Origin of the sequence: Gaoshiqia hydrogeniformans, from assembly GCF_049347105.1 — a bacterium.
Lineage (GTDB): Bacteria > Bacteroidota > Bacteroidia > Bacteroidales > Prolixibacteraceae > Gaoshiqia > Gaoshiqia hydrogeniformans.
In genome coordinates, this window is sequence record NZ_CP186334.1 from 4,102,978 (window position 1) to 4,116,400 (window position 13,423).

The following is a 13,423-nucleotide window of genomic DNA, read 5'->3' on the forward strand; positions in this document are numbered from 1 at the left end:
TTTCGGCATCTCATGTCAATGAGACTGGGTTCTGTCAACTGATGGAAAGAGAAACTGACTGCGGATAATTTAGCATTGACATGACACTGATATTTATAAACTAAATTTCTAAAAATGAAGAAAATTGGATTATTCATGGGTTTTTGCCTGATCATTTTAGATATCGTCAGTGCGCAAATTCCTTTACCCAAAGACTTACCTCCGGGGCATCCTCGCCTGATGGTTACCGATTCAGAAAAAGAAAACCTGCAAGAACAGATCGAAAAGGAAGCCTGGGCTCAGGATGTGATGCAGGGAATCCATAACCGGATTGGCCACTACGTCGACCAGCATGTAGTCGATTCTACCTGGATGCCTTCGCGTCTGATGATGTACTGGAAAAGCCATGCCACCAACGTGTATATCAAAGGCGGAGTCTATTCTCATGCCGATGGTGAAGCGCCTGTTCCGACCGTACGTTTTGGCAGTACGCGTGGCGTAGGGTCGCCCATTAAACGGCCCAAACTCGAAGATATTATCCCATACATGGACGATACCAAAGGTGTCTGTTTCCACAATACTGCCAAGGAGGGGAGCCCACTGGAATGGGTCGACCAGTCGGGTGTGTCGGGCATGAACATCGAAAGTGTCAACAATGAAATCCTCCGTTTGGGCCGCGATGCCGCCTTTGTCTATTGGCTGACCAACGATGACAAGTACGGCAAATTCGCTTACGATGTGTTCAATACCTACATGACAGGCATGTATTACCGCAACGAGCCCATCGATTTGGGCAACGGCCATGCGCAGACCCTGGTGGGCATGTCCACCTTTGAGGTGATCCAGGAGCATATTTTGCCCGATTTGGCCGCTTATTACGATTTTCTCTATCCCTATATCCGCGCTAAACATGCCGATAAGATTGAAGTGTTCGAGGCCGCGTTTAAAAAATGGATTGACGTGACTGTTAAAAACGGCGTGCCCCACAATAACTGGAACCTGCATCAGGCCAATATCATTTTGGGCGTGGCCATGGTGCTTGATGATAACAGCGCCTATGCCGATGGCAAAGGGCGCGAATATTACATCAACCAGATACTGAATCAATCAGTTCCCCGTCAGTGGTCAATTTCCAAATTGATGCAGTACGGTTATGATTTCGATAACGGCATTTGGAACGAATGCCCGGGCTACGCACAGAGTGTGACACGCGAATTCATGCACTTCATCCAAAACTACGACAACACGTTCCATCAAAATCTGCTGCCCTACACGCCCGTAATGAAAAAGGCGGTGGAGGTATTGCCCCAATACCTGTTTCCCAACGGAAAAATTACTGCTTTTGGTGACTCCTATTATAGCGACCTCAATATTGAACCAATAGCAAGCATGATTCGGATGTCGCAAAAATATGGGAACATTGCTGATGAGCAGAAATTTACAGAAATGTACCGGCTGTTTGAGCCCAATGTTGACGTTCCGGGTAGTTCATCGAAACTTTCGCCCCAGGTTTCATCATTCTTTACACAAAAACCGTTGGAACTTGACTCGACGGGTGCCAAGGGGGAGGTGGGCGATTACCTCACCCAAACCTTTTACGCGCCCAATGTAAGCTGGTTTGTGCAACGCAACGGATTTCTAAACAAGGAGCATGGGTTGATGATTTCACAAGTGGCATCGTACGGCAACCACGCGCACGCCAACGGCATTTCCATGGAATTGTACGGCAAAGGGTTCGTTCTTGGCCCCGAGTCGGGCATTGGATCTTCGTATTTCGAAAAACCTTATCTGGAATACTACTCGCAATTTCCAGCGCATAACACGGTGATGGTTGATGGGATTTCTTCATATCCTGAGATGCTTAGCCACCATAGTTTTGATTTGCTCAACTGTTACCCGCAGTCGGGACAAAAGGATGGTTTTTACCCGGACATTACTTTTTCAGAAGTTTATTTTCTTGAACCGGAAAGTCAAAGCGATCAAAAGCGTTTGTTGAGTATTATTCGAACGAGCGAAACGACTGGCTATTACATTGATATTTTCCGTTCAAAAAAGCAGCGAAAAGATGATAAGTTTCACGATTACTTCTATCACAATCTCGGACAGAAATTGCATCTCAGCAACACACAAGGACAAGAGTTCGATTTACAAGCGAGCGACGAAATGGCATTTGCTGGGGGCCACTTGTTTGCTTTGGATTATATGTGGGATAAAAAATCAATTAAAACAGACCAAGATTATCAGGCGGTATGGAAAATGACTATGCCCGACAGTAATCATGTTTACATGAATTTGTGGATGAAGGGCTATCCCGATCGGGAAGTTTTCTCCATCAAGGCGCCGCCCACCAAAGCATTTAGAGGGAATCACGACATCCCGTACAAGGTTGATGAAACCCCGTTTCTGACTATAGCTGCTCGTCAACACGGCGAGGCCTGGAGCCACCCGTTTGTGTCGGTGTTTGAGCCCGCCACCGAGCAGGAACCTGTCATGATAAGCCGTATTGAATCATTTGATGTCCAGGGGATAACAGACTCATTTGTTGGGTTGAAAATTGAGAGTCTGGAAGATCGCACGGACTATGTTTTTTCTTCGGATGAAGACCATCCAGTCGTTTTTCAGAATTTGGGCTTTTGTGGAACTTACGGGGTGGTTACAACTACCGGAAGTGAAACGACGCTTTTTCTGGGGAACGGGAAATCGATTTCCAAAGGGAATCTCAAACTGGAAACGGAAAACGGGCCAGGGTCTGCAGCAGCCACGTTTGCGGAAGGGAATCTCTTGATTACCGCAGATACACCGATTGTACTTACCTTGGAAGATAATTATCCGAAAGGAAAATTGATGCTGAAGGCTGGTGAGTTCAGGCTGGAAGGACAAAGGACGAAAGCTGGTAAGCAGAAGGTGGTGAGCTTCAATATCCCGGAGATCTCCCATCAAAAAGTGAAAATTCAAACCATAAAATAACACAACCGATATAAAGATTTACGAATAATGAAGCAAATAAGAATTTCAGTCTGGATGATCATGATCAGCATACTTGCCGCTGCTTGTTCATCAGGAAGTAAGAACGAGGCAGAAAGCCTGGATGTGGATAAAGCACTGCAGTATTGCGTTGAAAAAACGAAAGTGACCATGGCCGGATTGTCCGATGCCGACAGCCTTCCCCGAAATATATTGCAAAGACAAACCGAGTGGAATAAGGTGGGCATTCACGACTGGACCAGCGGTTTTTGGCCAGGCATATTGTGGTATGCCTATGAAATATCAGGTGACTCAGCAATTTTTGCAAACGCCCGCAAGTTTACCGAACCTCTAAAGGGTGTGCTTAAAGTTCCGGTTGATAATCACGATTTAGGTTTTATGCTATACTGCAGCTTCGGCAACGGATTGCGTCTGACTGGCGATTCTGCCTTCCATGATTTTCTGCTGGTAGCAGCTGACTCGCTGGCAACCCTTTATAACCCGAAAGTTGGCACAATTCTTTCATGGCCGGCTATGCGTGAGAAGATGAACTGGCCGCACAATACCATTATTGATAACATGATCAACCTGGAAATGCTGTTCTGGGCTGCCAAAAACGGAGGAAGTCCCGATTTGTATGACCTGGCTGTCCGTCATGCCGAAACCTGCATGAATACCTTGGTCCGTCCGGATTATTCCATCTACCACGTGGCAGTTTTTGATACCGTAGACGGCCACTTCATCAAAGGTGTTACACATCAGGGGTACAGCGATGATTCCATGTGGGCTCGAGGTCAAGGTTGGGGAATCTATGGTTACACCATGACTTACCGCGAAACCGGCGATGAAAAATTTCTGGATATGGCCCGGCAACTCTCCGATGTATTTATTGAACGTTTGCCCGAAGATGGCATTCCCTACTGGGATTTTGACGATCCGGCCATTCCGGATGCTCCGAAAGATGCATCGGCTGCTGCGGTTGCCGCATCGGGAATGCTTGAACTTTCAACCTTTATGAAAGATGAACGGCTCAAGGCAAAATACAAAGATGCCGCGGTGGCATTGTTGGAAAAATTATCATCAGAAGAATACCTGAGTGGGGAGAAAAACCAGGCATTCCTGCTACATTCTACGGGGCATCACCCGAATGGGACGGAGATTGATGCTTCTATCATTTATGCCGATTACTATTATCTGGAGGCTTTGCTGCGATTGAAAGAATATTACCAACAATAAGAGAATCAACTGAGTTAAAAAGCACAGAATAAAACCAATGAAAAATCAAAGAACTAAAGCAGGATCCGCTCAACGTTTCCTTATGGCCGTCATAAGTCTGCTGCTGGCAAATACCGTCATGGCGCAGGCGCAATCCAAATTAATGATTTATCCGGCACCTGAGGGTGTGTTGCAAAACACCGACTTTTCGGTGAAAGTCCGTCTTTCGGGCCAGCCATGGCAGGAACTGGATGAATACCTGTTGAAAGTAGACGAAGTCCGGGGCACCAGTCACTCGGTAGAAAACTCATCGATGAGTACTTTTGATTTCTCAGGTGAAATTGAAGTTTCGGTGACCAGTAACAAGGGCGAAATTCAGTCAGCGCGGGTGAGGCCGCTATCGTACGGAATTATGCCGGATATTCAGGGAAACACCTTGACATTCAAGTTGAGTCGGCCCCGAAACCTTTCGATTGAAGTAAACGGTGATATTTTTCACAACCTTCAGTTGTTTGCTAATCCTATTGATGAATTTGTCCCGGATAAAAAAGATACTAACCTGATTTATTTTGGCCCCGGAATTCATCAAATCGAAGGTGGAAAATTTCAGGTTAAATCAGGGGAAACGGTATACCTGGCCGGAGGCGCTGTGCTGATGGGGCAGGTGCTGTTCGAGGGTGTTAGCAATGCAAAATTGCTTGGCCGTGGCGTAATTGACCACTCGGTGAAGATGGGGGTATACATCGCGTATTCGAAAAATATCACTGTCGAAGGAATTGTATGCACCCAATGTGCTACCGGAGGTTCTGACAGTGTGACCATCCGTAACGTAAAAAGCATTAGTTACTATGGCTGGGGCGATGGTATGAATGTATTTGCCAGCAACAACGTGTTGTTTGATGGCGTATTCTGCCGTAACTCCGACGACTGCACCACGGTTTATGCTACTCGTAAAGGGTTTGTGGGCGGATGCAAAAACATTGTGATGCAAAACTCCACACTTTGGGCTGATGTGGCTCACCCGATTTTGATTGGCACACACGGAAATACGGAACATCCTGATGTGATCGAAAATATCCGTTACAGCAATATCGATATTCTCGACCACCGCGAAATGCAAATCGACTATCAGGGCTGTCTGGCTGTCAACGCGGGAGATAACAACCTGGTTCGGAATGTGGTGTTTGAAGACATTCGTATTGAAGATTTTCGTGAGGGGCAGTTGGTAAACCTGCGTGTTTTTTTCAACTCCAAGTATTGCACTTCGCCGGGAAGGGGCATTGATAATGTGCTTTTTAAGAACATTTCATACAATGGTACGCATGCCGGGCTCTCAGTAATTGCGGGCTATAACGAAGAACGAAAAGTGAAGAATGTCGTGTTTGAAAACCTGGTGATCAACGGAATGACAATCACCGATGATATGCCCGGAAAACCAGCCTGGTATAAAACCTCCGACATGGCCCGAATCTTTGTGGGCGAACATGTCGAAGGCATTGAATTCAGAAAATAAACAGACAGGCAAGCAAGCATGAAGCAATTGTCAACGATGAAAAACCTGTTGATTGCGATGTTGCTATGGTCGGTCGGAGCTTGTTTTGTAAAGCCAATGCCGCGCCAGATGGCTTATGACTTTTCCTCGATTGACCGGGAAATTCAGGCATGGGTGGACAGCGGCTATTACGATGGAGCCGGCTTGGTTATTGCCCGTGAGAACCAGATCATTTTAGATACTTGTTACGGCAATTACACGCCTGAAACGCAGGTGTACATTGCCTCAGCAGGCAAATGGCTCGCCGCTGCCACCATCGCGGCCGTGGTTGACGAAGGCAACCTCTCGTGGGACGACCCGGTCAACCAGTGGCTGCCTGAATTTACCGATGTTAAGGGAACCGCCACCTTGCGCCAACTGCTTTCGCACACGTCAGGTTATCCCGATTACCAGCCTGAAGGCGCTCATCGCGATGATTATCAAACCCTGAAAGAATCCGTCTTACATATTGTGAATCTTCCGGCTGATACGATGCCCGGAGCCAAATTTCACAATGGTGGACTAGCCATGCAGGTAGCCGGGCGAATGGCTGAACTTGCAGCCGGCAAAGACTGGGAAAGCCTTTTTCAGGAAAAAATTGCTCAACCTCTGGGCATGGTCGATACGCATTTTACGCCGGTTGACTCAGGAGGTGGGCACAGCCCGATGCTGGGCGGTGGCGCCCGGTCAACCCTGTACGATTATACTGCTTTTCTGAATATGATTTTTAACAAGGGCACTTTTGAAGGAAAGCGGATATTATCAGAAAAGGCAACTGAAGAAATGCAGGCCGATCAGGTAAAACAAGCGGCGGTCGCAAAACACGAATATGTCGAACGGGTCCGTGCCGAAATGCACAATGGAATTTACGGATTAGGTGAGTGGCGCGAGGAACTGGATTTTGCCGGGAATGCCGTTCTGATCAGCAGCCCGGGCTGGGCCGGAGCCTATCCTTGGATTGACAAAACCACCAATACCTATGGTTTTTTTATTACCCATGTGAATGTTGAAAAAGCGAATCAAGCTGGTTTTTCTTCTTTTTACAGCAGCCCTGTTCTGCCTATGCTGGTTCGCGAAGTGTATCAAACAGAAAATAAAGAATGATGAAATTAAAGTTATTCAGCTTAATCATAACCGGGATCTTTGTGGCTTGCCGGCCTGAGGCCAAACAAGGACCGAAAGCGGATCTGCAGGACAGCAAGGCTGTTTCCTATGTTTCGTCGGTTTACGTTTCCGACAATGGTGACGGCACCTACACGAATCCCATTTTACAAGCCGACTATTCCGATCCGGATGTGGTACGTGTTGGCGACGATTTTTACATGACGGCATCCAGCTTCAACAGCTCGCCGGGATTGCCCATTCTGCATTCCAGGGATTTGGTCAACTGGCAAATTGTGAACCATGCCTTACCTGTATTGCCCAATGAAGTTTACGACCTGCCTCAGCCAAGCAAAGGGGTTTGGGCGCCTTGCTTTCGTTATCACAACAACGAATTTTACATCTACTGGGGCGATCCCGATTTCGGCATTTACATGGTGAGAACCAAAGATCCGCTGGGTACATGGGAGAAGCCGGTTTTAGTGAAAGCCGGAAAAGGAATGATTGACCCGACCCCGCTTTGGGACGACGATGGCAATGCCTATATGGTAACGGCTTGGGCTGGTTCGAGAGCGGGTGTGAATAGCATTCTGACCATGTATGAAATGTCGCCCGACGGAACACAACTGTTGAGCAACGGACGTAATATCTATTCAGGACACGATCATAACCACACCATTGAAGGGCCAAAACTACTGAAGATGAATGGTTATTACTACATCTTCGCTCCGGCTGGTGGTGTGGAAACCGGTTGGCAGTTGGTGCTTCGTTCCAAAAATATTTTTGGCCCTTATGAAGAGAAAATTGTGATGGCACAAGGTTCAACCGATATTAACGGGCCACACCAAGGGGCTTATGTCGAAACGCAAAGTGGCCAGCCGTGGTTTGTTCATTTTCAGGATCGTGGTGTTTACGGGCGCATCCTTCACCTGAACCCGGTGAATTGGGTCGATGGCTGGCCTGTGATGGGCGTTGACAAAGATGGAGATGGTTGCGGAGAGCCGGTTCGTACTCATCAAAAACCCGATGTTGGTCGCGATTGGCCTAAAGTCAGTCCTGCGGAAACGGATGAATTTAATGGAGACAGAATTGGCTTGCAGTGGAGCTGGAACGCCAATGAAAAAGTTACCTGGAGCGTACCGATGCCTCAAAGGGGCTTTTTACGTTTGCTGGCTGTTCCAAAACCAACTGCCGAAGTCAGTATGTGGAATGTTCCCAATATCCTTACGCAACGGCTTCCTGCCGAAAACTTCACCGCAACAGCCAAAGTGAAATTGAACATTGAATGGGATGTGTGGCAGGGAAAGCAAGCCGGTTTGATCATGTTGGGGAACGATTATTCGTATCTGGCCATCCGCAAAGATGCCGAAGGGTTTTATGTGGAACAGCTTCAAAATGAAGGCGCAAACCTGGGCGGGCTTGAAAAAAGCATTGCCAAAGAGAGGTTGGCTTCGGGTGAAGCTTATTTACGGGTACGCGTCGATGGCCCCGATGCACTGTGCCGCTTTAGTTTTAGCGAGAATGGCGAGACGTTCGAAGAAATAGGCATTGCATTCAACGCATCGCGGGTGTTGTGGAGCAGCGCGAAGATTGGCGTTTTCTGCACATCGGAACCCGGTTCCCGCATTGGCGGCTGGGCCGATTTTGATTGGTTTAGAATAAGTAAAAATGAATAATAAGACAATTGCAAAACAAGAATCACTCTAAAATGAATAGGATGAACAGATTTACACAAATAGCTTTGATAGTAGCCCTAGCGGGAGTGGGCTTAAGTGCTGCTGCCCAGTCTCATTATCCCGGTCAGCACGAAGAAAAGCTGGCCATAAAAGAAACAGCACCGATCAAGGCATACGCTTTTGAAATGAGCGATATCAAACTGTTGCCTTCGCGTTTTACCGAAAATATGGAGCGTGAAAGCCGATGGATTTTATCGCTGGGAGTCGATCGTCTGCTGCACAGCTTCCGCACCAACGCCGGCGTGTGGGCAGGCCTGGAAGGAGGCTACGACTCGGTTGACAAGCTGGGGGGCTGGGAGTCGCTCGACTGCGAATTGCGTGGGCACACCACCGGGCATATCCTTTCTGGTTTGGCCATGTTGTATGCCAGCACTGGTGACGAACAATACAAGCTAAAGGCAGATAGTTTGGTGAGCGGATTAGCTGTTGTTCAGAAAGCATTAGGAGAGGAAGGTTACCTAAGCGCTTATCCGGAGAATTTAATTAACCGGAATATTGCCGGAACAAGCGTTTGGGCGCCTTGGTACACCTTGCACAAATTGTATTCAGGATTAATCGATCAGTACCTGTACTGCGATAATCAGCAGGCTTTGCAAATTGTTACGAAAATGGGTGACTGGGCCTATAACAAACTGTCAAAAGTTATCTCCGAGGAACGCAAAAGGATGATCCGTAATGAATTTGGAGGGGTAAACGATTCATTTTATACCCTTTACCAAATTACTGGAAAATCCGAATACAAATGGCTGGGCGAATTTTTCTATCACGAAGAAACATTAAACCCGCTTTTGAGCCAGGAAGATAACCTGGAAAAGAAACATGCCAATACCTTCATCCCAAAACTGATTGGATTGGTTCGGGCCTACGAAATTGGTGAACCGGAGCAGAATAAAACGGTTGCCGGTTTCTTTTGGAATACGGTGGTTGACCATCATTCATTCTGCACCGGGAGTAATAGCGACAGGGAGAAATTTTTTGAACCCGACCACCAGCACGAGCACCTTTCCGGCTACACGGCTGAATCGTGCAATGTTTACAACATGCTCAAACTCACACGCCACCTGTTTAACTTAGATGTTGACCCGAAACTGGCCGATTACTACGAGAAAGCGCTGTATAACCACATTCTCGGGCAACAGGATCCGGAAACAGGCATGATCTCCTATTTTTTGCCCATGCTGCCCGGGGCACATAAAGTGTACAGCACGCCCGACAGTTCGTTTTGGTGCTGCGTGGGAACCGGATTTGAAAATCAGGCCAAATATGGTGAAGCTATTTATTACCACAACGACGATGAGCTCTTTGTTAATCTCTTCATTCCTTCTGAATTAAACTGGAAAGCCAAGGGGGTATCGGTCCTTCAGGAAACAAAATTCCCGGAAGAGTCAACCAGTACATTTACAGTAAAAGCCAATCAAACCCAAAAACTGACCATCAGCATTCGTTATCCATCGTGGGCAACTGCCGGGGCCTCGGTAAAAGTAAATGGTAAAAAAGTTCGGGTGAAGCAAAGTCCCGGCAGCTATATTTCATTGGAACGCAGTTGGAAAAATGACGACAAAATTGAAATTGATTTTCCGATGGAGTTGCAGGTCAATCCTTCAGCCAATCCCGAAGTGGTGTCGCTTTCATACGGGCCAATTGTCCTGGCTGCAAAAATGGGGACCGAAGGGATGGAGTCTCCTGCGCCTTATTCCAACCCAAACTTGCACAACGACTATTACACCTACGAATACAAGGTCCCGGCAACACTCTCCAACGAGTTGAATGTGAGAGGCAAGCCTGTAAAGGAATGGTTGAAGCCGGTTGATGGGCAATCGCTGACCTTTAAAACAGTTGGTGTTTCCAGCGGAAAGGACTTTACCTTCATCCCGCTTTACGACTTGCACCGAGAGCGGTACGTGGTGTATTGGGAATTAAAATGATCACAGAGTAATAACCATATAAATATGAGTATTCATGAGACTACTTAGTTCTATACTGCTATTTTGTATTTCAATTGCACTTTACGCGCAGGAACTTGTTACTTACGATGCTCCGGGCGGTATGAAATACGCTGCCCATAACGATGATTTTACGGTACAGGTTCGGAAACCAGGCGGGGAGTGGCTCGACCTGTTTGAGTGGAAAGTTCATGTGGATATGGACGATTTACAAACAGCTTCGATGGTTTCGTTCGATTTTGAAGGAGAGGTTGACGTCCGCATCAGAAAGAATAACGGGGCGGTCAATTCGGTTCAAATCCGCCCGCTTTCTTACGGAATCGTTCCTGAAGTTAACGGTCAAGTGATTGATTTTTCACTTGATCAGCCACGCAAAATTTCGCTCGAAGTGAATGGCGACAAATTACATAACCTGCATTTGTTTGCCAATTCAGTCCTGGAAGAAAAGCCCGATCCAAATGATCCAAACGTGATCTATTTTGGCCCGGGCATTCATCAACCCAAAGACTTGCAAAACGTAATTGTTGACGGGCCGGTTTTCATTAACCCGAGCCATTACACCATTTACGGCGGGCAAACCACCGGGCTGACGGTTCGAAACATCAAGTCGTTCAGTTGCAAGGGCTGGAGTGATGGCATCGACCTGATGTCGTGTTCCGATGTGCTGATCGACGATGTGTTTATGCGTAACTCCGACGATTGCATAGCTATATATGGCCATCGCTGGTATTTTTACGGAAGTTCCCGAAACTATGAAATCAAAAACTCAACACTTTGGGCCGACATTGCCCACCCAACCAACATTGGACTCCACGGAAATTCAGAAGCTGGCGGCGATACTATTGAAAACATCACTTTCAGCAACATCGATATTTTGGAACACGATGAAGATGACCGCGATTACCAGGGATGTATGGCTATAACATGCAGCGACAACAACCTAATCCGGAGCATTACTTACGAAAACATTCGGGTTGAAGATTTTCAGGAAGGACAGTTATTCAATTTTCGGGTGGTTTACAACGAAAAATACAGCGGCGCTCCGGGGCGTGGAATCGAGAATGTGTTGCTGAAGAATATTCAATGCGATGGCAATTCGGCCAATCCTTCCATCATCTCAGGGTATGATAAAAACCGGATGGTGAAAGGGGTACGGATTGATGGACTAAAAATCAATGGCAGGCTGATTGAGAATATTGCTGATGGTGATATTCGGGTTGGTGAATTTTCTGATAATTTGACATTTGGCAAGTAAGAAATTAAACTGGAAGGTTTTTAAAACCTTTCAGTTTTAAAGATAGTTGAGATTAAATGAAAAATAAGATGCTGAGGTATGCCTTGTTGTTTTGGAGTTGTTTTGTTTCGGTATCTTTTGCGAATGCCGCCGTTTACCAATGGTCTGTCCCCGTAACGTCAGTTATTTCACCTGAGACCAACGACCATCCGCGTGCCTTTCTTTGGATTCCCGATAATTGTCAGCAAGTTCGGGCAGTTGTTTTTGGACAGCACAACATGTGCGAGGAAACGATCTTTGACCACCCTGTTTTTAGGAAAACGATGGCCGAACTGGGCTTTGCTATCGTATGGATGACTCCCGGCATTGACCAGCAATGGGATGTAAAAACCGGTTGTCAGCAGGCTTTCGATACGATGATGGAAGATTTTGCCGAAGTGAGCGGATACTCAGAACTGAAATATGCCCCAATTGTTCCCCTGGGGCATTCGGCCATGGCCACTTTCCCATGGAATTTTGCGGCTTGGAACCCCGAATGTACTTTGGCCATTATTTCGTACAAAGGCGACGCACCCCGGACAAACCTGACGGGTTACGGGTGGGAAAACCTGGAATGGGGGCGTACCCGGAATATTGACGGCATTCCCGGCCTCATGATCGAAGGTGAATATGAATGGTGGGAAGCCCGGGTAAATCCGGCGCTGGCTTTTCGGATGATGTATCCCAAAAGCTGTATCTCCTTTTTGTGCGATACCGGCCACGGGCATTTTGACGTGTCGGATGAAGTGGTGGAATACCTGTCGCTTTTTCTGAAAAAAGCAGCACAATACCGTTTGCCCGAAACTCAGGTACTGGATCAGCCTGTGCAACTAACAAAACTGATTCCTCAGGATGGATGGTTGGCCGAAAGGTGGCACCCCGATCAGGAGAAACGGTCAAGCCCCGCGCCTTTTTTGCATTACCAAGGCGATGTGCACGATGCGTTTTGGTATTTTGATGAAGCGGTCGCAACGGCTGCCGAAAATTATTACGCGCGCGTTCGTGGTAAAAAACACCAGTACCTTGGTTTTTGGGACGAAGGGCAGTTGGTGCCTTTTGATGAAAAGTCGCATGCGCGGATTGGAGGAAAATTTGAACCCGAAGCTGATGGCCTGACTTTTCAAGTGAAGGCTGTTTTTACCGATACGCTCCGGCAAAAATTAACATCCGGTCATGCCAAAGGAAACCCAACTATTTCTCGTATCTGCGGACCCGTTGAAAAGGTGAATGACACCACCTTCGCCGTTCGTTTTTACCGGATGGGATTCAACAATCCAAAACGCACCGGAGCTATTTGGTTGCTGGCATATCATCCGGGCGACAAGGATTACAAAAGTACGGTGCAGCAGTTCTGCATGCATATTCCAACGCGGTTGGACGAAGGACAGGTGCAAAAGATAAGATTCAATAGCATACCCGACCAGGCAGTGGGGACAAAACCGCTGGAACTTCAGGCAATGTCAAGCTCCGGCTTGCCGGTTTACTTCTATGTAAAAGAGGGCCCTGCAAGGATCGAAGGCGGGAAGCTGGTTTTTACCAAAATACCGCCACACAGTAAATTTCCGATAAAAGTGACGGTGGTTGCCTGGCAATACGGGCGTCTGGCGGAGCCAAAAATTCAGTCAGCCGAACCGGTGGAGCAAACATTTAGTATCATGATCAAATAGTCTGTCGATTAACT

The 13,423-nt window shown here is 47.1% G+C and carries 8 protein-coding genes; all 8 read left to right on the plus strand.

Going from position 1 to position 13,423, the window contains the following annotated elements; translation table 11 throughout:
* The first annotated feature begins 114 nt into the window (after positions 1-114).
* The 8 genes from ACOIT5_RS16265 to ACOIT5_RS16300 all read left to right on the plus strand — a co-directional run bounded on the left by ACOIT5_RS16265 (position 115) and on the right by ACOIT5_RS16300 (position 13,409).
* The gene (locus ACOIT5_RS16265; protein ID WP_423127212.1) at positions 115-2,946 is read left to right on the plus strand and encodes a hypothetical protein; all 2,832 of its coding nucleotides are present in this window, start codon (positions 115-117) and stop codon (positions 2,944-2,946) included.
* Positions 2,947-2,973: 27 nt separating this feature from the next.
* A complete protein-coding gene (locus ACOIT5_RS16270; RefSeq protein ID WP_423127213.1) occupies positions 2,974-4,179 on the plus strand; it encodes a glycoside hydrolase family 88 protein in 1,206 nt (401 codons plus the stop codon).
* 82 nt (positions 4,180-4,261) lie between these two features.
* Positions 4,262-5,671, plus strand: coding sequence for a glycosyl hydrolase family 28 protein (locus ACOIT5_RS16275; protein WP_423127214.1), 1,410 nt, complete (start codon positions 4,262-4,264; stop codon positions 5,669-5,671).
* Positions 5,672-5,689: 18 nt separating this feature from the next.
* Positions 5,690-6,793 carry a serine hydrolase domain-containing protein gene (locus ACOIT5_RS16280; RefSeq protein ID WP_423127215.1) on the plus strand — a complete coding sequence of 368 codons (1,104 nt, stop codon included), beginning with the start codon at positions 5,690-5,692 and terminating at the stop codon, positions 6,791-6,793.
* Positions 6,790-8,466 (plus strand): glycoside hydrolase family 43 protein, encoded by a 1,677-nt coding sequence (locus ACOIT5_RS16285; protein ID WP_423127216.1) that lies wholly within the window; start codon positions 6,790-6,792, stop codon positions 8,464-8,466. Before ACOIT5_RS16280 ends, ACOIT5_RS16285 begins: the two co-directional genes overlap by 4 nt.
* Before the next feature lie 41 nt (positions 8,467-8,507).
* Entirely contained in the window at positions 8,508-10,451 is a 1,944-nt protein-coding gene (locus tag ACOIT5_RS16290; protein ID WP_423127217.1) for a glycoside hydrolase family 127 protein, read from the plus strand.
* Positions 10,452-10,485: 34 nt separating this feature from the next.
* Positions 10,486-11,724: a glycosyl hydrolase family 28 protein gene (locus ACOIT5_RS16295; RefSeq protein ID WP_423127218.1), complete on the plus strand. Its 1,239-nt coding sequence runs from the start codon at positions 10,486-10,488 to the stop codon at positions 11,722-11,724.
* 56 nt (positions 11,725-11,780) lie between these two features.
* Positions 11,781-13,409: a hypothetical protein gene (locus tag ACOIT5_RS16300; RefSeq protein WP_423127219.1), complete on the plus strand. Its 1,629-nt coding sequence runs from the start codon at positions 11,781-11,783 to the stop codon at positions 13,407-13,409.
* The last annotated feature ends 14 nt before the right edge of the window (positions 13,410-13,423 follow it).

Coding starts and splice junctions, on each gene's coding strand:
- ACOIT5_RS16285 (WP_423127216.1), top strand. CDS start 6,790: ATGATGAAATTAAAGTTATTCAGCTTAATCATAACCGGGATCTTTGTG.
- ACOIT5_RS16290 (WP_423127217.1), top strand. CDS start 8,508: ATGAACAGATTTACACAAATAGCTTTGATAGTAGCCCTAGCGGGAGTG.
- ACOIT5_RS16300 (WP_423127219.1), top strand. CDS start 11,781: ATGAAAAATAAGATGCTGAGGTATGCCTTGTTGTTTTGGAGTTGTTTT.
- ACOIT5_RS16275 (WP_423127214.1), top strand. CDS start 4,262: ATGGCCGTCATAAGTCTGCTGCTGGCAAATACCGTCATGGCGCAGGCG.
- ACOIT5_RS16295 (WP_423127218.1), top strand. CDS start 10,486: ATGAGACTACTTAGTTCTATACTGCTATTTTGTATTTCAATTGCACTT.
- ACOIT5_RS16265 (WP_423127212.1), top strand. CDS start 115: ATGAAGAAAATTGGATTATTCATGGGTTTTTGCCTGATCATTTTAGAT.
- ACOIT5_RS16280 (WP_423127215.1), top strand. CDS start 5,690: ATGAAGCAATTGTCAACGATGAAAAACCTGTTGATTGCGATGTTGCTA.
- ACOIT5_RS16270 (WP_423127213.1), top strand. CDS start 2,974: ATGAAGCAAATAAGAATTTCAGTCTGGATGATCATGATCAGCATACTT.